The sequence below is a fragment of the Corynebacterium otitidis ATCC 51513 genome, from assembly GCF_000296405.1.
GTDB classification, from domain to species: domain Bacteria; phylum Actinomycetota; class Actinomycetes; order Mycobacteriales; family Mycobacteriaceae; genus Corynebacterium; species Corynebacterium otitidis.
In genome coordinates this window covers 378,701-395,988 of sequence record NZ_JH815192.1, presented here as the reverse complement: position 1 = coordinate 395,988, position 17,288 = coordinate 378,701, and the positions used below count along the sequence as shown (strand labels likewise).

Here is a 17,288-nt window from a genome sequence, read left to right as displayed (position 1 = left end):
CGGCCGGGGACGGGCCTGGCGCCCGCCCCGGCCGCTTCCGGCGTTTGGGGCCGTCCCGGCTAAGATGGCGGCCGTGAAGCCGATCCCGCAGCGCATGCTCTACCCCGTCTACGAGGCGCGCCTCATGCGGGAGCTCGACGGGATGCCCCAGCCGAGGCACCTCGCGGTGATGTGCGACGGGAACCGCCGCTGGGCGCGCGAGTGCGGCTTCGAGGACGTCAGCCACGGCCACCGCGTCGGCGCGAAGAAGATCGGCGAGCTCGTGCGCTGGTGCCGCGACACCGAGGTCGAGATCGTCACCGTCTACCTCCTCTCCACGGAGAACCTCTCCCGCTCCAGGGAGGAGCTCACCGCGCTGCTGCCGATCATCGCCGACGTCGTCGGCGAGCTCGCCCGCAAGGAGAACGACTGCCGTATCCGGCTCGTCGGGCGCCTCGAGCTGCTGCCCGACGTCATCGTCGAGCGGCTCCAGCGCGCCGCGGACGCCACGAGCCACAAGGACGGCATCGAGGTCAACATCGCCGTGGGCTACGGCGGCCGCCAGGAGATCGTCGACGCCGTGCGCCGCCTGCTCAAGGAGAAGGTCGCCGCCGGGCACTCCGCCGAGGAGCTCCCCGAGCTGGTGACCGCGGACGCCATCTCCGAGCACGTCTACACCTCGGGCCAGCCCGACCCCGACCTCGTCATCCGCACCTCGGGGGAGCAGCGGCTCTCCGGGTTCCTTCTGTGGCAGTCGGCCTACTCGGAGATCTGGTTCACCGACACCTACTGGCCGGCCTTCCGCCGCGTCGACTTCCTGCGCGCGCTGCGCGCCTACTCGAAGCGCTCCCGCCGCTTCGGGAAGTAGCCCCGCGCCAGCTTCCCGCGGCCGGCCACCCCTGCCGGCCCACAGCCGCGCCACAGAAGCCCTAGTGGAAACGAGTCCGGATAGAACTGGCGGGGGTAAACCCGCCCCGGCGCGGCTAAGGCGGTCCTACTATCGCGCGTGACCGGGCCGCGGGCGCCCAGCCCTCAGGCCCGGCCGAATCCGTGGAGCCCAGGACCGACGGGAAGGATCGCCCATGACCGACATCAACAACGTCACCGTGCTCGGCGCCGGCGTGCTCGGCGCGCAGATCGCCTACCAGGCCGCCTTCGCCGGCAAGAACGTCGTCAGCTACGACATCAACGACGACGCGCTCGCCGCCGCGAAGGACCGCTTCGACAAGCTCGACAAGACGTACGCCGCCGGCGTCGAGGGCGCCACCGAGGAGCGCATCAAGGAGACCCGCGAGCGCCTCTCCCAGTCGAGCGACCTCGCGGAGGCCGTCTCGGACGCGGACCTCGTCATCGAGGCCGTGCCGGAGCGCCTCGACCTCAAGAAGGAGATCTGGTCGGCGGTCGGGAAGGTCGCCCCGGAGAAGACCATCTTCGCGACGAACACCTCGACGCTGCGGCCCAGCGACTACCGCGAGGAGACCGGCCGAGAGGAGCGCTTCCTCGCGCTGCACTTCGCCAACGAGCTGTGGCACTTCCGCACCGCCGAGGTCATGCCCACCGACAAGACCGACGAGGAGGTCCGCAAGGCCGTCGTCCAGTACGCCCACGAGATGGAGATGGTCCCCGTAGAGATCAAGCGGGAACACCCGGGCTACATCCTCAACAGCCTGCTCGTGCCCTTCGTCGAGGCCGGGCAGAAGCTCTGGGACCAGGACATCGCCGACCCCGCGGAGGTCGACCGCGACTGGCGGGTCTCCACCGGGTCGCCGATGGGGCCCTTCCAGGGCATGGATGTCGTCGGCCTGCGCACCGTCGCCGCCGTGGGCATGGCGCGCGACGACGAGGAGATGGTCCGCATCGCGAGGCGCATCGACGAGGAGTTCGTCCAGAAGGGCAAGACCGGTGTCGAGTCTGGCGAGGGCTTCCTGCGCTACGACGAGGACGGCAACCGCATCGACGACTAGGTAAAAGACTTCCCGCCGCGGGCTTCGGCCGGCAGCGGGGCATAGGGCGCGGCCCGCCTTAGGCGGCCGCGGCCGGGCGATCCTCAGCGCCCGCCGCGGTCCCCCGGGGCGGGCCGCCGCTGCGTCTTGAGGGCGGGGGAGGGCGCTAGAGCTTGCGCATCCGCACCCGCTGGACGCGGTGGTTCTCGCCCTTGGTGAGCACGAGCGAGGCGCGCACCCGGGTGGGCAGGATGTTCTCCACGAGGTTGGGCAGGTTGATCGACTGCCAGAAGTCGCGGGCCTCGGCGACGGCGGCGTCGTCGGAGAGCCCTGCGTAGCCCTTGAAGTGGGAGTCGGGCCGGCGGAACTCCGTGTCGCGCATGGTGAGGAAGCGCTCGACGTACCACTTCTCGATGATCTCCGAGGGGGCGTCGACGTAAATGGAGAAGTCGAACAGGTCGGAGACCATGAGGCTCGGCCCCGTCTGGAGGACGTTGAGGCCCTCGAGGATGAGGATATCGGGCTGGTCGACGACGATGTCCTCATCGGGCACCCGGTCGTAGAGGCGGTGCGAGTAGAGCGGGGCGTGCACGTCGCGCTGCCCGGCCTTGACGTTGGTGACGAAGCGCAACAGCGCGCGCTGGTCGTAGGACTCGGGGAAACCCTTGCGCTTCATCAGCCCGCGCCGGTTGAGCTCCGCGGCGGGGTGGAGGAACCCGTCGGTGGTCACAAGGTCGACCCTCGGGTGGGTGTCCCAGCGCTGGAGGAGCACCTGCAAAAGCCTCGCGGTGGTGGACTTGCCGACCGCCACCGAGCCGGCGAGCCCGATGATGAACGGCACCGGCACTGGCGGCTGGCCGAGGAACGTCGTCGTGGCGTCCATGAGCCGCTGCCGGGCGCGCACCTGGAGGTGTAAGAGGCGCGAGAGCGGCAGATAGACCTCGGCGACCTCCGCGAGGTCGATGTTCTCCCCGATGCCGCGGAGCTCCGCGACCTCGGCCTCGGAGAGCACCATCGGCATGGCCTGACGCAGCTCCTGCCACTGCGCCCGGGAGAATTCCAGGTAGGGGCTCACCGACTTGGGCGATCCGCTGCTGCGAGTCATGACTCACCATTGTGCCTTATGCCACCCCGCCTCCCCCGTCAACCCCCCGCCGGGTCCCGCGCGGCCCGCGGCCCGGCGCGATGAATGTATACCGCCCACTCGATGCCCAGGTGGGCGTGTAATTCGTGCTACATCTAGAAGGTAAGGTGTTTTCCGGATCCGGCGAAGCCGGCTTTGTCCCACGCCATCATGGCGGCGCCCGGCCGACAGGCGGGGCGGGGGCGGCCGGGCGCCGTTAGGCCTTTGACAAGGAGACAAAATAATGAGTGATGTGCGATACCAGGCGCTGTCCGAGCTCGACCCCGAGGTGTTCTCCGCCATCGGCGGGGAGCTCGACCGGCAGCGCAGCACCCTTGAGATGATCGCCTCGGAGAACTTCGTGCCGCGCGCGGTGCTCCAGGCGCAGGGTTCGGTGCTCACCAACAAGTACGCCGAGGGCTACCCGGGGCGGCGCTACTACGGCGGCTGCGAGCACGTCGACGTCGTCGAGGACCTCGCCCGGGACCGCGCGAAGGAGCTCTTCGGCGCGGAGTTCGCCAACGTCCAGCCCCACTCGGGCGCGACGGCGAACGCGGCGGTGCTCGCCGCGGCGGCGGAGCCCGGCGACACGATCCTCGGGCTGTCCCTCGACCACGGCGGGCACCTCACCCACGGGATGAAGATCAACTTCTCCGGGCTGCTCTACAACGTCGTCGCCTACGGCGTGAACCCGGAGACCATGCGCGTCGACATGGACCAGGTGCGCGAGCTCGCGAAGAAGCACCGCCCGAAGGTCATCATCGCCGGCTGGTCGGCCTACCCCCGCATCGAGGACTTCGCCGCCTTCCGGGAGATCGCCGACGAGGTCGGCGCCGTGCTGTGGACCGACATGGCCCACTTCGCGGGCCTAGTCGCCGCCGGCCTGCACCCCTCCCCGGTGCCGCACTCCGATATCGTCTCCTCGACGGTGCACAAGACGCTCTCCGGGCCGCGCTCCGGGCTCATCCTCGCGAAGCAGGACTGGGCGAAGAAGCTCAACTCGCGCGTCTTCCCCGGCCAGCAGGGCGGCCCCCTCATGCACGTCGTCGCCGCGAAGGCCACCGCCTTCAAGATCGCCGCGGGCGAGGAGTTCAAGGACCGCCAGAAGCGCACCATCGAGGGCGCGCAGATCATCGCCGAGCGCCTCCTCGAGAAGGACGCCAAGGAGGCGGGCGTCGACCTCGTCACCGGCGGCACGGACGTCCACCTCGTGCTCGTCGACCTGCGCAACTCCCCGCTCGACGGGCAGCAGGGCGAGGACCTCCTCCACGCCGCGGGGATCACCGTCAACCGCAACGCCGTGCCCTTTGACCCGCGCCCGCCGGCAGTCTCCTCCGGCCTGCGGATCGGCGCGTCGGCGCTCGCGACCCGCGGCTTCGGCGCGGAGGCCTTCACCGAGGTCGCCGACATCATCGGCACCGCGCTCGTCGAGGGCAAGAACGCCGACGTCGAGGCGCTGCGCCGCCGCGTCGACAAGCTCGCCGAGCAGTACCCGCTCTACGACGGGCTCGAGGACTGGAAGTTCCTCGACTAGAAAAATCACCTCGACAGACGCGAGCGCCCGCGCGCCGCGCCCCGCAGGCCGAGCAGGCCGGGGCGCAGCGGCGGGCGCGTCGCTGTCTGGGCCTCCCGCGCCGGGTCTGGGGATCGGCGCGGCGGGGGAGGGCTTGAGATGAGGCGTTAGGCGTCGCCGCGGGCGGCGCGCTCCTCGGCGAGCTGCCGGCGGGCCTCCTCGAGCCAGGCGGGCTTGTTAGCGAGGAGCTCGTTGATCTCCTCGGTGGTCAGCGCCTTGTCCGCGCCGTTGCGCTTGAGCGCCGAGATCGTCACGCCCAGCTTCTGCGCCACGACCGGCCGCGGGTGCGGGCCGGTGCGCCGCAGCTCGTTGAGCCACTCCGGCGGGTTGTGCTGCAGCTCGCGAAGCTCCGCGTGGGTTACCGCGTTATCGCGGAACTCCTGCGGCGCGGCGGGCAGGAAGATCCCGAGCTTCTTCGCCGCGGTCGCCGGCTTCATCGCCGTCGAGGACGCGGGGCGCGGGCTGTCGTTGGCAGGCTGGTCGCTCACGGCTCGTACCGTATCATTCCAGCCCATGGTGACCTTAAGCTTCGCCACCGGCACCGAGCCCGGCAAGTGGCTGCGCCGCTACACCGAGCGCACCGGCCACCCCGCCCTCGACGCCGCGGCCGCCGACGACCCCGTCGCCCGGCTCCTTAACGGCGCGGCCGACGCCGCGCTCGTCAGGCTCCCGGACCGAAGGGTCGAGGAGCGCGCCGGCGAGCTCCACCGGGTGGTGCTCTACGAGGAGGCCCGCGGCGTGGGCGTGCCCGCCGAGAGCGTCTACGCGCTCGCCGGCGGGCCCATCGACGCCGCCGACATCGCAGGCGAAACGTGCCACTACCGGCCCACGCCTAGCGGCGACGTCGACCCCGCGAAGGTCCGCGAGCTCCTGCCCGTCGTCGCCGCCGGCGTCGGCGTCGTCGTCGCGCCCTTCCCGCTCGTGCGCCAGCTCGCCGGGCGGCGCGTCGCGGCCCTGAAGTACCGCGACGACTCGGTGCCACAGACCTCCATCGCTCTCGTGTGGCCCAAGGAGAAGGACTCGCCCGCGATCCAGGATTTCGTTGGCATCGCCAAGGGCCGCACGGCCAACTCCACCAGGTTGGAGCGGCCGAAGAAGCGCAGCGCGCGGGAGAAGACGCTTGCCAAGCAGGCCCGCCGCGCCGCGCGCGCGAAGCCCAAGGGCAGGCGCCGCGGCCGGCGCTGACGGGGCGCCGGGGTGACCGGCGCGGCGAGATGGCGTAGGTTGGCGCGAAGCGCCGCGAGCCCACCGCGCCGCGGCGCGGATCGGCCGGCCCCGCGCGGCGAGGCGTCCTCGCGGCGGCCAACTCGAGACAATCCCAGCGATGAAGACAGGACGTGGAGCCATGGCCGAAGGCAACAACGACATCCTCGTGCGCGAGATGACCGAGCAGGACTACGAGCAGGTCCGCGAAATCTACGAGAACGGCATCAAGTCCGGGCACGCCACCTTCGAGCGCAAGGCGCCGGAGTGGGAGGAGTTTTATTCCCACAAGCTGCCCGAGACCCTCTTCGTCGCCGTGGAGGCCTCGAACCCCGACAAGGTCGTCGGCTGGGTCTCCGGGGCGCCGATCTCGACGAGGCAGGTCTTCCACGGGGTGGTCGAGGACTCGATCTACACCGACCCCGAGGAGATCGGCCGCGGCATCGCCGGCAAGCTCCTCGACCGCTTCATCGAGCGCTGCGCGGCGCTCGGCAAGTGGGGCATCCACTCGTGGATCTTCCCCGAAAACGAGGGCTCCCAGCGGCTCCACGAGTCGCGCGGCTTCACCAAGGTCGCGACGTACCACCACATCGCGAAGATGCCCTACGGGGAGCGCGAGGGCGAGTGGCGCGACACGGACGTGTGGGAGAAGCTCCTCGACAAGCCCGACATCCACGTCGAGGACCTGCCGGACACCTAAACGCGCCGGGCACGCCCCGGGCGAGGCAAACCCGCGGCACGCGTCCGCGGCGGCCGCTAGCGTGGGTGGCATAAGGACCTGCCCCTGGGCGTTGTCCCGGGGCGGGCCGAAGCGCCCTCCCCGGGAAGTAAGGGGTCGGGGAGGGCAGCCACGCGCGCGAACCGAAAGGGGGTGTGCCGCTAGCGATGGCGACCCAGCAGATCGTCTCCGCGCCGGCGAACGCCGCGATCTTCCTCACTCTCACCGTCGGGCCCGGCAGGGCGGTGGCGGTGCGCGACCAGCTCGCCGAGCTCCCCGAGCTCACCCGGGCGGTCTCGTTCCGCCACAACGACGCCGAGCTCATCGCGGTCGTCGGGCTGGGCTCCGAGATGTGGGGCCGGATGACCTCGGCGCGCAAGCCGAAGGACCTGCACCCCTTCCCGGAGCTGCGCGGCGCGAAGCACGCCGCGCCCTCGACGCCGGGCGACGTGTTCCTCCACGTCCGCGGCCGGGAGATGGGCATGTGCTGGGAGCTCGCCCGCATCGTCCTTGCGAAGCTCGGCGGCGACGTCGAGGTCGAGGACGAGGTGCAGGGCTTCCGCTACTTCGACAACCGCGACCTCTTAGGCTTCGTCGACGGCACGGAGAACCCCGAGGGCTCCGACGCCGAGCGGGCGGTGCGCATCTCCGCCGAGGAGGACCCCGACTACGCGGGCGGCTCGTACGTGCACGTGCAGCGCTACCGGCACCTGATCGAGGACTGGGAGGCGCTGAGCACCGAGGAGCAGGAGCGCGTCATCGGGCGCACGAAGCTCGACGACGTCGAGCTCGAGGACGACGCCCAGCCGGACAACTCGCACGTCGCGCTCAACGACGTCGAGGACGACGACGGCGAGGACCAGGACATCTTCCGGCTCAACATGCCCTTCGGATCCTTAAAGGACGGGGAGGTCGGCACGTTCTTCATCGGCTACAGCGGCCGGACGTGGGTGACCGAGCAGATGCTTAAGAACATGTTCTTGGGCAGCCCGGAGGGCAACTACGACCGGATCCTCGACTTCTCGATCCCCGAGACCGGCACCCTGTTCTTCATCCCCTCGGTCGCGCAGCTCGAGGGGCTCGCCGACCTGCCGGCTCCCGGCGAGCCCGCCGAGGACGACGGCGACGGGGCAGGGGAGCCGGAGCTAACCGCGCCCCCGGCCGGCGGGCCCGAGCGCGGCCTGGGCATCGGCGGGCTGCGCGCCACCCCGGACCTCGGCCGCGAGGACGACGCCCCGCGCTCTTAAGCGCCGACCGCCGAGAGACAACCGAACACCGACGCCTTAGAAACCATCACCCGCGGCGCAGCACGCCGCGGGCCGAACGAAGCGTTTTGGGAGGACCGCCATGACCGCCAACAACCTGCACCGCGAGCTCGCGCCGATCTCCGATGCGGCGTGGGACGAGATCGAGGACGACGCGCGCACCCAGTTCACCCGCACCATCGCGGGGCGCCGCGTCGTCGACGTCACCGAGCCCAAGGGGCTGGACTTCTCCGCGCTGTCGACCGGCCGGCTCACCGACGGGCCGTCCGCGACCGACGGGGTGGAGACCCGCACCCGCGAGGTCTACCCCGTCGTCGAGCTCAAGGTGCCCTTCACCCTCGAGCGCGCGGAGCTCGACGCCGTGCTGCGCGGCGCGGTCGATGCCGACGTCGACGCGGTGCGCGCCGCCGCCCGCCGCATCGCCATCGCCGAGGACCGGATCGTCTTCCACGGCACGAAGGACGGCGCGATCCCCGGGATCGTGCGCAGCTCCGACAACGAGCCCGTCGAGCTGCCGAGCGATACCGCCGAGCTGCCCGGCGCCGTCGCCGAGGCGCTCAACAAGCTGCGCCGCGAGGGCGTCGAGGGCCCCTACAACCTGCTGCTCTCCGAGGAGCTCTACACCAAGGTGCTCCAGGAGACCGACCACGGCTACCCGATCCGGCAGCACATCGAGCGGGTGCTGCGCGAGGACGGCCGCCTCATCTGGGCGCCCGCGCTCGACGGGGCGCTGCTCGTCTCCGCCCGCGGCGGGGACTACGAGCTCCACCTCGGCCAGGACCTCTCCATCGGCTACACGAGCTCCGACGCGAACGCCGTGGAGCTCTACCTGCAGGAGTCCTTCACCTTCGCCGTCGCCTCCGAGGAGGCCGGCGTCGCCATCGCCGAGCCGAACTAGAGGGCGCCCCGCCTCCTCCCGCGCCGCGTAGGGCGGCGGGGGAGCGGGGCCGAAAGAACGCCGCCCCGGCGGGCCGAGCTGGCCCGCCGGGGCGGTTCTCTTCTATCCGCGCGGCGGGCGGGCGGCGCCCGCGCGCGACGGAGGCTAGCCGGGGGGCTAGTCGATGGTCTCCTTGAGCCGGTCGTTGCGGATGAAGAGCAGCGCCGCGGCGCACGCGAACGCCAGCGGCGCGAGCCACAGGAACTCCGGCATGAGCGCGTCGTTGTAGGAGCTCGTCACCGCCTCGGTGAGCGCCGGCGGCAGGTCGTCGATGATGTCCGGGGTGAGGCTCGACGCGTCCGGCAGCGCGCCGGGGTCGACGTCGTCGCCGAGCGCGGCCGGCACCCGCTCGGCGAGCAGCTCCGCGAGGTTCGCGGAGAGCACGCTGCCCACCAGGGCGGTGCCCACGGCGCCGCCGGTCTGGCGGAAGAAGTTGTTCACCGAGGTCACCACGCCCACCTCGGAGAGCGGGAACGCGTTCTGCACGATGAGCAGGAGGATCTGCATGGTCATGCCGATGCCGACGCCGAGGCCGAGCATGTAGAACCCGAGCCTGGTCAGCGGCGTCTCCGGGGTGACCCCGGAGATGAGGACGAGCATGACGCCCACGAGCGTGAGGCCCACGACGGGGAACCACTTGTAGCTGCCCGTGCGCGAGATGATCTGGCCCGTCGTGATCGAGGTGGCCATCATGCCGGCGATCATCCACACCATCATCAGGCCCGCGTTGGTGGGGGAGAGCATGTGGACCATCTGCATGTAGGTCGGCAGGTAGGCGAGCGTCCCGAAGAGGAAGATGCCCACCCCGAAGCCGCACAGCGTCGTGATGAGGAAGTTGCGCTTGCGGAACAGGCCGAGCGCGATGAGCGGCTCGCTGGAGTGGAGCTCCGCGAAGAGGAACGCCAGCGTGGAGACGATGAACACGCCCGCGAGCGTGAGGATGACCGGGTCGGTCCACTCGTACTGGTTGCCGCCGAACGTCACCGTGACGATGAGGCTCGAGGTCGCGACGATCATCGCGATGGTGCCGGGGATATCCCAGTCGAGGCGCTTCGGCCGGCGCGGCAGCTTGAGCAGCAGCGCCGTGGAGATCAGCGAGATCGCGCCGAGCGGCACGTTGAAGTACAGGCCCCAGCGCCAGCCGGGCCCGTCGGTGAACCAGCCGCCGAGCACCGGGCCGAGCACGGAGGCGACGCCGAAGGCGGCGAACATGAAGCCCATGTAGCGGCCGCGCTCCCTCGAGGTCGTCACCTCCGCGGTAATCGCCTGGGAGAGCGTCATGAGCGAGCCCGCGGCGAGCCCCTGGACGATGCGCGCGGCGATGAGCACCCCGATGGACGTCGCCGAGCCGCCGAGCAGCGAGCCGATGACGAACACGACGGTCGCGCCGAGGAAGAGGCCCTTGCGGCCGATCTGGTCGCCGAGCTTCCCGATGATCGGCAGGGCGATCGTCTGGCCGAGGAGGAAGCCGCTGATCACCCACGAGATGTGGTTCGCGCCGCCGAGCTCGCCGACGATGGTGGGCAGCGCGGCGACGAAGATCATCTGGTTGAGCGAGCTCATGAGCATCGAGAGGATGAGGGTGGCGATCACCCACGGCAGCATGCGCTTGCGCTCCGCGTCGCTCGCGTAGCCGCCGCCCTCCCCCTGGCGCGTCGAGCCGCTAGCGGGGGAGTGCTCCTGAGACGCCATGCACGGTCACTGTCCTTTCCGGTCCGCCCCGCGGGGGCCGCGGGGCGCTTTCCTGTTCGATACTTTCCGATAATGGTGAGCCAAAACCCCGGCCCCGGCCGCCCGTGGCTGGGGCGGCGGGGCCGGGGTGCGGCGCCGGGCTTTGGCCTTCTGCCGCCCGGCGGGGCGCTCGGCGGCGCGGGGGCTAGCCGCGCTCCGGGTTGGTCATCGCCAGCACGTCGAGGCGGCGGTCGAGCTCCTCCTCGGTGAGGTTCTCCCCGTCGACGAGGCCCAGGTCGACGACCGCCTGGCGGATGGTGATGCCCTCCTTGAGGGCGTGCTTCGCGACCTTGGAGGCGGCGTCGTAGCCGATCGCCGAGTTCAGCGGCGTGACGATCGACGGCGAGGAGGCCGCCTGGCGGGCCATCTCCTCGGCGTTGGCCTCAAGCCCGTCGACCATGTTCTCCGCGACGAGGCGGGCGGTGTTGGCCAGCAGCCGGGCCGACTCCAACACGTTACGCGCCATGACGGGGATGAACACGTTGAGCTCGAACTGGCCCTGCGTGCCGCTGAACGCGACGGCGGAGTCGTTGCCGATGACCTGCGCGGCGACCTGGGTGGCGGTCTCGCAGAGCACGGGGTTGACCTTGCCGGGCATGATCGACGAGCCGGGCTGCAGCTCGGGGAGGCGCAGCTCCCCGAGGCCGGTGAGCGGGCCGGAGCCCATGAGCCGGATGTCGTTGGCGATCTTGTAGAGGGAGACCGCCACGCCGCGCATCGCCGCGGAGTACTCGACGAGCCCGTCGCGCGCGGCCTGCGCCTCGAAGTGGTTGCGCGCCTCCTTGAGCTCGTCGAGCCCGGTGAGCCGCTTGAGCTCCTCGGTGACCTTCGCGCCGAAGTCCGCCGGGGTGTTGATACCCGTGCCCGCGGCGGTGCCGCCGATGGCGAGCTCCCCGAGCCTGGGCAGGGTCGCCTCGACGCGCTCGATGCCGGCGGCGATCTGGTGCGCGTAGCCGGAAAACTCCTGGCCGAGGGTGACCGGCACGGCGTCCATGAGGTGGGTGCGGCCGGGCTTGACGACCTCGGCGAACTCCCCGGCCTTCTTGGAGAGCGACTCCTTGAGCGCCTTCAGGGCGGGGATCAGCTCGCGCACCGCGGACTCGGTCGCGGCGACGTGCGTGGCGGTGGGGAACGTGTCGTTCGAGGACTGGCCGTGGTTGACGTCGTCGTTGGGGTGCACCTCGACGCCCGCGCGCTTCGCGAGCGAGGCGATGACCTCGTTGGTGTTCATGTTCGACGAGGTGCCCGACCCGGTCTGGAACACGTCGATGGGGAACTGCTCGTCGTGGCGGTTCTCGGCGATCTCCGTGGCGGCGGCGACGATCGCGTCGGCCTTGTCCGCGGGCAGCGCCCCGGAGGCCTTGTTCACCGTCGCGCACGCGGCCTTAAGAAGCCCGAGTGCGCGGATCTGCGCGGCCTCCAGCGGCCTGCCGGAGACGGGGAAGTTGTTCACCGCGCGCTGGGTCTGCGCGCGCCACAGCGCGTCCTTCGGGACGCGCACCTCGCCCATGGTGTCGTGTTCGACGCGGTAGTCCTGGTCTGCCATAGGATCCTTCGTTCTCGGGGTTGGTGGTCTTCTGTTGTTTAAAGGCGCCGCCGCTTGTGAGCGGCGGCGGTGGCGGTGGACGGGCGGTGGCCGTGTCTAGCCCGGCGCGGCGCCTCTGCTCCGCGCCCGCACGCCTACCCAGTATGGCCCAGCCGCGCGGGCGGTGGGGCCGTCTCGGGGGACGAATCCGCCCGCCCGCTCCGGATCGGCGAGCGGGCGGGCGGGGATGGGCCCGGCGTTCGGGGCCGGGGCTAGGCCTCGGGGGTGTAGTCGTCGACCTTCGCCTGGCGGTGGTAGGAGTCCAGGTAGCGCACCGTGCCGGAGCTGGAGCGCATGACCAGGGAGCTCGTCACCGCGCCGGTGGAGCGGTAGCGCACGCCGGCGACCATGTCTCCGCTGGTGACGCCGGTGGCGGCGAAGTAGCAGTTGTCCGAGGAGACGAGGTCGTTCGTGCCGAGCACGCGGCCGAGGTCGTGGCCGGCGGCGCGGGCCTTCTCGGCCTCGGCGTCGTCGCGCGGCGCGAGCCGGCCCTGGATCTCCCCGCCGAGGCACTTCATCGCGCAGGCGGTGATGATGCCCTCGGGCGTGCCGCCGGTGCCCATCATGATGTCGACGGAGCTCTGCGCGTCGTCTTGCGCGGCGGCGACCGCGCCGGCGACGTCGCCGTCGGAGATGAGCTGGACGCGCGCGCCGGCCTCGCGGATCTCCTCGATGAGGCCGCGGTGGCGGGGCCGGTCGAGGACGACGACGGTGGTGTCGGCGACGGCGATGTTCTTCGCGCGGGCGACGGCCTCGATGTTGGCCTTGACGGGCGCGGTGATGTCGATGTGGCCCTTCGCCTCGGGGCCGACGGCGATCTTGTCCATGTAGAACACCGCGGACGGGTCGTACATGGAGCCGCGCTCCGCTGCGGCGATGACGGAGATGGCGTTGGGGCGGCCCTCGGCCATGAGCGTGGTGCCGTCGACGGGGTCGACGGCGATGTCGACGGCCGCGCCCTCGCCGGTGCCGACCTGCTCGCCGTTGAAGAGCATGGGCGCTTCGTCCTTCTCGCCCTCGCCGATGACGACGACGCCGGCCATGGTGACCGAGTTGATGACGCGGCGCATCGCGTCGACGGCGGCGCCGTCGCCCTCGTTCTTCTGGCCCCGGCCGACCCAGCGGCCCGCGGCGAGCGCCGCGGCCTCGGTGACGCGGACGAGCTCCATGGCGAGGTTGCGGTCGGGCAGGTAGTGCGGGCTGGGAGTGGTCATGATTGCTGCCTTATGCCTCCATGGTCGGCGGGGCCGAACGTTAAGGTTCGGTGCGGGGTTGGTCGTCGCGGCCGGCCTTCTCGCGGGGTGGCCGCGGGGCCGGGGTCCACCGCCAGAGTCTAAACTCCCCGCCCAAGCCCGGGGGTCCTAAGGCCCGGCGGGCGCAGCGGGGCGGCGTGCCATACTAAGGGGCGTGGTAGCCAAGCCGAAGGTCTTCGAGGGCGGCCGGGACATGGTCTTCACCCTCATCGTCGTCGTCGCCGTCATGGTGGGCTTCGTGCTGCCCACCGGGCTGTGCTCCTTCGAGCCGGGCCGCCCGGAGGGCGGGCCCGTCCAGGAGGTCGACGAGGCCTCGTTCCTCGAGCTCGAGGCGCGCAGCATGCCGTTCGCGGTGCGCCTGCCCGAGCGCCCCGAGGGGTGGACCGCGAACTCGGCCCGCCGCCTCCAGGTCGACGGGGAGCCTGGCGCGGCGGTCGGCTACATCACCGCCGACGACGGGTACTTGCGGCTCGTGCAGACGGGCGCGCCCGCGGAGGGCGCGGCGGGGCTCGACGGGGCGTTTCGGGAGCCCGCGGGCGAGGAGTCGCTGCCCGGCGGCGCGACGGCCGAGGTGTTCGCCGACCCGAACGGCGACGCGCGCGACGTGTGGGTCGTCGACGCGGGCGACGCGCGGCTCATGGTCAGCGGCGCGGCCACCGACGAGGAGCGCGCCGAGCTCTTTAGCGCCGCGCTCGACGCCGACCCGCTGCCCGGCGGGGAGCCCGCCCAGGGCTAGCGGCCGGGAAGCGGCGCCGCCGGGGGATAAGGACAGCGGCACCGCGCTAGCTAGAAGGGCGCGTCCTCCTCGGCGCCGGCGGCGGCCTCGTCCTCGCCGCCGTCCCGGTCGCCGAGGGCCTTCTCGACGCGCTCCTCGGCGCGGCTGAGCTGCCCCTCGCAGTAGGTGACGAGCGCCTCGGCGCGCTCCCAGTAGGTGAGCGACTCGTCCAGGCTCATCTGGCCGCGCTCGAGGATGCTTACCGTCTCGGCGAGCTCCTTGCGGGCCCGCTCGTAGCCGAGCTCCTCGACCGGGGGGAAGGCGTTTTCGTTGGGCTCGCCGCTGCCGACGGTGTCGGGGTTGTTCGGGCTGGTCATGGTGGCCTCTCTTACTGCTCGCTGGGTGGGGTCGTGGGCTCGGGTCCGGCGGGGGAGCCGGCGCCGCCGGCCGGGCCGCCGCTGTCTGTCTGGCCCGTGTTCTTCGTGTCGCCCGCGCCGGCGCGGCTCACCCCGATGCCGGCGGCGAGCACCGCGCCGTCGGCGACGCGGATGCGCAGCTGGCTGCCCGGCGGGGCCTGCTCGACGCTGGTGACGACCTCGGGCTCGCCGCCGTCGCGCGGCTTGACCTGGACGATGCTGTAGCCGCGCTCCAGGGTGGCCGCGGGGCCCAGCGCCGCGACCGAGGAGCGCAGCGACGCGAGCTGCGCGCGGTGCCGCTCGAGGAGCTGGCCGACGGCGCGCCGGGAGCGCTCGCCGAGCAGCCGCGTCTCCTCGCGCTGGCGGCGAAGCCCGGTTGTCGGGTCCGCGACCGAGGGGCGCGTGGCGATGGCGCGCAGCGACTCGCGCTGGGTGCGCACCCAGCGCCGAAGCGACTCCGCGGCGCGGGCCCGCAGGTCGGCGAGCAGCTCGCGCTCCCCGGCGACGTCGGGCACCACGCGTTTCGCGGCGTCCGTGGGGGTGGCGGCGCGCAGGTCGGCGACGTTGTCGAGCACCGGGTGGTCGGGCTCGTGGCCGATCGCGGAGACCACCGGGGTGCGCGCGGCCGCGACGGCGCGCACGAGCTCCTCCTCGGAGAAGGGCAGCAGGTCCTCCACCGAGCCGCCGCCGCGGGCGATGATGATGACGTCGACCGCCGGGTCCTCATCGAGCTCCTTGAGCGCCTCGACGACGCGGGGCATGGTGCCGGCGCCCTGCACGGGGGTGTTGCGCACCTCGAAGGCGACGGCGGGCCAGCGGTCGCGCGCGACGCTCATGACGTCGCGCTCCGCGGCGGAGTCTTTGCCGGTGATGAGCCCCACGCGGCGCGGCAGGAACGGCGGGCGGGTCTTGCGGGACTCGTCGAAGAGCCCCTCGTCGGCAAGGCTCTGGCGCAGCCGCTCGATGCGGGCGAGCAGCTCGCCGACGCCGACGGGGCGGATCTCGGAGACGCGCAGCGAGAACGTGCCGCGCTTGGGGTAGTAGTTCGGCTTCGCGCACACGACGACCCGGTCGCCGTCGCGCACCGGGAACGGCGCGGAGCGGATGATCGAGCTCGGGCACGTGAGCGACAGGGAGGACTCCTCTGACACGTCGCGCAGCGTGAGGTAGGACAGCGCCCAGGTCTCCTTGTAGTTCACCTGGGTGAGCTGACCCTCGACCCACACGTACCCGAGGCGCTCGATCCAGCCCTTGATGAGCCCGTTGACGCGACCGACGGGCAGCGGCCGCTCCGCGCTCGAGGAGGCCTGTGCCACGCGCCCTCAACTCCTTCCCGCCTGCGCGCCCGGGCCACCGCCCCGCAGGCCCCGGCCGGGCGCCGCGGGCAGGGCCGAGCCTGCCAGAGTGCCTCTCCACTCTAGGCGCCAGGGGGGTGGGTCCGATACTGTGTGGGCCATGAGCTCCGAAGGTCAGCTATCCGGTGAGGCGTCGATCCCCACCGCCCCGACGGTGGCGGGCGTGGCGACCGGCGAGCGCGGCAAGAAGGTGCTGCTCGCCGCGCCGCGCGGCTACTGCGCGGGCGTGGACCGCGCCGTCGAGACCGTCGAGCGCGCCTTAGAGAAGTACGGTGCGCCGGTCTACGTGCGCAAGCAGATCGTCCACAACAAGTACGTCGTCGAGACCTTGAGCGAGCGCGGCGCCATCTTCGTCGAGGACACCGACGAGATCCCCGAGGGCGCGCACACGGTGTTCTCCGCGCACGGGGTGAGCCCCGCGGTGCGCGACTCGGCGCGCGGCCTGTCGCTCAAGACGCTGGACGCGACGTGTCCGCTGGTCACCAAGGTCCACAACGAGGTCAAGCGCTTCGCGAAGGCCGGATACCACATCCTGCTCATCGGGCACGAGGGCCACGAGGAGGTCGAGGGCACCGCCGGCGAGGCGCCCGAGCTCACCCACCTCGTCGACGGCGTCGAGGGCGTCGACGAGCTGCCCGGCTGGCTCGCCGACGAGAAGCTCATCTGGCTGTCCCAGACGACCCTCTCGGTCGACGAGACGATGAAGATCCGCGAGGCGCTCCACCGGCGCTTCCCGCACCTGGACGACCCGCCGAGCGACGACATCTGCTACGCGACGCAGAACCGGCAGGTCGCGGTCAAGGCCATCGCCGAGCGCTGCGACCTCATGCTCGTCGTCGGCTCGCGGAACTCGTCGAACTCCCGCCGCCTCGTCGAGGTCGCCCTCCAGGCCGGCGCTAACGATGCACACCTTATCGACTACGCCCACCAGATCGACGAGGACTGGCTCGACGGCGTCGAGTCCGTGGGCGTCACCTCGGGCGCGTCGGTGCCCGACATCCTCGTGCGCGACGTCGTCACCACGCTCGCCGAGCGGGGCTTCGGCGACGTCGAGGAGGTCACCACCGCCAGCGAGAAGATCACCTTCTCCCTGCCCCGCGAGCTGCGCCCGGCCCGCACCTAGGGCACCCGGGCAGCGCCGGGCGCGAGCCCCGCGCCCTAAAGACACACCGAGGCCGCCGCGCCCCGCCCCGACAGACTGGGGCGGGGCAGCGGCGGCCTCTGTTCGTCGTGGGAAAGCTAGCCCTCGCCGCGGGCGTTGCGGCGCATGAGCTCCTCGACGGTGATCTGCGGGGCCTGCGGCTCCTCGCGGGTGCGGCGCTGGCTGCGCTTCGTCGTGACCCTGGCGCCGTGGCCGCGCCTCGGGCGCTCCTCGCTCGCCGAGGAGACCGCCTCCCCGTCGGCGCGGGCCGCGGAGTCGCGGCTCGCCTGCCTCGCGCGGATCCGGGCCTGCTCGCTGCGGCCCTTCGCCGCCCCGGGGCGCTGATCCGGG

17 protein-coding genes are annotated in these 17,288 nt (G+C 71.8%); 9 read left to right on the top strand and 8 right to left on the bottom strand.

What is annotated here, in order from left to right:
* Positions 1–64 precede the first annotated feature (64 nt).
* Both HMPREF9719_RS01740 and HMPREF9719_RS01735 read left to right on the top strand, forming a co-directional pair.
* On the top strand, positions 65–847 hold the full coding sequence (locus tag HMPREF9719_RS01740) for an isoprenyl transferase (protein ID WP_004600241.1): 783 nt from the start codon (positions 65–67) through the stop codon (positions 845–847).
* Positions 848–1,061: 214 nt separating this feature from the next.
* Positions 1,062–1,943, top strand: coding sequence for a 3-hydroxyacyl-CoA dehydrogenase (locus HMPREF9719_RS01735; protein WP_004600240.1), 882 nt, complete (start codon positions 1,062–1,064; stop codon positions 1,941–1,943).
* 145 nt (positions 1,944–2,088) lie between these two features.
* On the opposite strand, the gene coaA is transcribed toward HMPREF9719_RS01735, so the two are convergent.
* The gene (coaA, locus tag HMPREF9719_RS01730; protein WP_004600239.1) at positions 2,089–3,027 is read right to left on the bottom strand and encodes a type I pantothenate kinase; all 939 of its coding nucleotides are present in this window, start codon (positions 3,025–3,027) and stop codon (positions 2,089–2,091) included.
* 262 nt (positions 3,028–3,289) lie between these two features.
* On the opposite strand from coaA, the gene glyA reads away from it, so the two are divergent.
* Positions 3,290–4,579: a serine hydroxymethyltransferase gene (gene glyA, locus HMPREF9719_RS01725; protein WP_004600238.1), complete on the top strand. Its 1,290-nt coding sequence runs from the start codon at positions 3,290–3,292 to the stop codon at positions 4,577–4,579.
* Between the two features lie 146 nt (positions 4,580–4,725).
* Here the strand turns inward: glyA and HMPREF9719_RS01720 are convergent, their stop codons facing one another.
* The gene (locus HMPREF9719_RS01720; protein WP_038075051.1) at positions 4,726–5,133 is read right to left on the bottom strand and encodes a DUF5997 family protein; all 408 of its coding nucleotides are present in this window, start codon (positions 5,131–5,133) and stop codon (positions 4,726–4,728) included.
* On the opposite strand from HMPREF9719_RS01720, the gene HMPREF9719_RS01715 reads away from it, so the two are divergent.
* The 4 genes from HMPREF9719_RS01715 (at position 5,132) to HMPREF9719_RS01700 (ending at position 8,702) form a co-directional block, all read left to right on the top strand.
* Positions 5,132–5,803 carry a LysR substrate-binding domain-containing protein gene (locus HMPREF9719_RS01715; RefSeq protein WP_004600236.1) on the top strand — a complete coding sequence of 224 codons (672 nt, stop codon included), beginning with the start codon at positions 5,132–5,134 and terminating at the stop codon, positions 5,801–5,803. The genes HMPREF9719_RS01720 and HMPREF9719_RS01715 overlap by 2 nt on opposite strands.
* Positions 5,804–5,963: 160 nt before the next feature.
* Positions 5,964–6,521, top strand: a complete 558-nt coding sequence (locus HMPREF9719_RS01710) for a GNAT family N-acetyltransferase (protein ID WP_004600235.1) — start codon at positions 5,964–5,966, stop codon at positions 6,519–6,521.
* A 185-nt stretch (positions 6,522–6,706) separates the two neighbouring features.
* The gene (locus HMPREF9719_RS01705) at positions 6,707–7,786 is read left to right on the top strand and encodes a Dyp-type peroxidase (RefSeq protein ID WP_004600234.1); all 1,080 of its coding nucleotides are present in this window, start codon (positions 6,707–6,709) and stop codon (positions 7,784–7,786) included.
* Between the two features lie 100 nt (positions 7,787–7,886).
* A complete protein-coding gene (locus HMPREF9719_RS01700; protein ID WP_004600233.1) occupies positions 7,887–8,702 on the top strand; it encodes a family 1 encapsulin nanocompartment shell protein in 816 nt (271 codons plus the stop codon).
* 156 nt (positions 8,703–8,858) lie between these two features.
* Here HMPREF9719_RS01700 and HMPREF9719_RS01695 read toward each other — a convergent pair whose 3' ends face one another.
* The 3 genes from HMPREF9719_RS01695 to glpX all read right to left on the bottom strand — a co-directional run bounded on the left by HMPREF9719_RS01695 (position 8,859) and on the right by glpX (position 13,271).
* On the bottom strand, positions 8,859–10,433 hold the full coding sequence (locus HMPREF9719_RS01695) for an MDR family MFS transporter (RefSeq protein ID WP_004600232.1): 1,575 nt from the start codon (positions 10,431–10,433) through the stop codon (positions 8,859–8,861).
* Positions 10,434–10,617: 184 nt separating this feature from the next.
* Positions 10,618–12,018, bottom strand: coding sequence for a class II fumarate hydratase (locus HMPREF9719_RS01690; protein WP_004600231.1), 1,401 nt, complete (start codon positions 12,016–12,018; stop codon positions 10,618–10,620).
* Positions 12,019–12,269: 251 nt separating this feature from the next.
* Complete coding sequence (gene glpX, locus HMPREF9719_RS01685) at positions 12,270–13,271, bottom strand: class II fructose-bisphosphatase (protein ID WP_004600230.1); 1,002 nt, start codon at positions 13,269–13,271, stop codon at positions 12,270–12,272.
* Positions 13,272–13,464: 193 nt separating this feature from the next.
* Between glpX and HMPREF9719_RS01680 the strand changes: the two genes are divergently transcribed.
* The gene (locus HMPREF9719_RS01680; RefSeq protein WP_004601773.1) at positions 13,465–14,046 is read left to right on the top strand and encodes a DUF4245 domain-containing protein; all 582 of its coding nucleotides are present in this window, start codon (positions 13,465–13,467) and stop codon (positions 14,044–14,046) included.
* 50 nt (positions 14,047–14,096) lie between these two features.
* Here HMPREF9719_RS01680 and HMPREF9719_RS01675 read toward each other — a convergent pair whose 3' ends face one another.
* Positions 14,097–14,402 (bottom strand): exodeoxyribonuclease VII small subunit, encoded by a 306-nt coding sequence (locus HMPREF9719_RS01675; RefSeq protein ID WP_004600228.1) that lies wholly within the window; start codon positions 14,400–14,402, stop codon positions 14,097–14,099.
* 11 nt (positions 14,403–14,413) lie between these two features.
* Positions 14,414–15,757 carry an exodeoxyribonuclease VII large subunit gene (xseA, locus tag HMPREF9719_RS01670; RefSeq protein ID WP_004600227.1) on the bottom strand — a complete coding sequence of 448 codons (1,344 nt, stop codon included), beginning with the start codon at positions 15,755–15,757 and terminating at the stop codon, positions 14,414–14,416.
* Positions 15,758–15,896: 139 nt separating this feature from the next.
* Between xseA and HMPREF9719_RS01665 the strand changes: the two genes are divergently transcribed.
* Positions 15,897–16,919: a 4-hydroxy-3-methylbut-2-enyl diphosphate reductase gene (locus HMPREF9719_RS01665; RefSeq protein ID WP_004600226.1), complete on the top strand. Its 1,023-nt coding sequence runs from the start codon at positions 15,897–15,899 to the stop codon at positions 16,917–16,919.
* A 116-nt stretch (positions 16,920–17,035) separates the two neighbouring features.
* Here HMPREF9719_RS01665 and HMPREF9719_RS01660 read toward each other — a convergent pair.
* Positions 17,036–17,288: hypothetical protein (locus HMPREF9719_RS01660; protein WP_004600225.1), on the bottom strand; the 253-nt coding region annotated here is incomplete at its 5' end.

Coding starts and splice junctions, on each gene's coding strand:
- HMPREF9719_RS01740 (WP_004600241.1), top strand. CDS start 65: ATGGCGGCCGTGAAGCCGATCCCGCAGCGCATGCTCTACCCCGTCTAC.
- HMPREF9719_RS01735 (WP_004600240.1), top strand. CDS start 1,062: ATGACCGACATCAACAACGTCACCGTGCTCGGCGCCGGCGTGCTCGGC.
- coaA (WP_004600239.1), bottom strand. CDS start 3,027: ATGACTCGCAGCAGCGGATCGCCCAAGTCGGTGAGCCCCTACCTGGAA.
- glyA (WP_004600238.1), top strand. CDS start 3,290: ATGAGTGATGTGCGATACCAGGCGCTGTCCGAGCTCGACCCCGAGGTG.
- HMPREF9719_RS01715 (WP_004600236.1), top strand. CDS start 5,132: ATGGTGACCTTAAGCTTCGCCACCGGCACCGAGCCCGGCAAGTGGCTG.
- HMPREF9719_RS01720 (WP_038075051.1), bottom strand. CDS start 5,133: ATGGGCTGGAATGATACGGTACGAGCCGTGAGCGACCAGCCTGCCAAC.
- HMPREF9719_RS01710 (WP_004600235.1), top strand. CDS start 5,964: ATGGCCGAAGGCAACAACGACATCCTCGTGCGCGAGATGACCGAGCAG.
- HMPREF9719_RS01705 (WP_004600234.1), top strand. CDS start 6,707: ATGGCGACCCAGCAGATCGTCTCCGCGCCGGCGAACGCCGCGATCTTC.
- HMPREF9719_RS01700 (WP_004600233.1), top strand. CDS start 7,887: ATGACCGCCAACAACCTGCACCGCGAGCTCGCGCCGATCTCCGATGCG.
- HMPREF9719_RS01695 (WP_004600232.1), bottom strand. CDS start 10,433: ATGGCGTCTCAGGAGCACTCCCCCGCTAGCGGCTCGACGCGCCAGGGG.
- HMPREF9719_RS01690 (WP_004600231.1), bottom strand. CDS start 12,018: ATGGCAGACCAGGACTACCGCGTCGAACACGACACCATGGGCGAGGTG.
- glpX (WP_004600230.1), bottom strand. CDS start 13,271: ATGACCACTCCCAGCCCGCACTACCTGCCCGACCGCAACCTCGCCATG.
- HMPREF9719_RS01675 (WP_004600228.1), bottom strand. CDS start 14,402: ATGACCAGCCCGAACAACCCCGACACCGTCGGCAGCGGCGAGCCCAAC.
- HMPREF9719_RS01665 (WP_004600226.1), top strand. CDS start 15,897: ATGAGCTCCGAAGGTCAGCTATCCGGTGAGGCGTCGATCCCCACCGCC.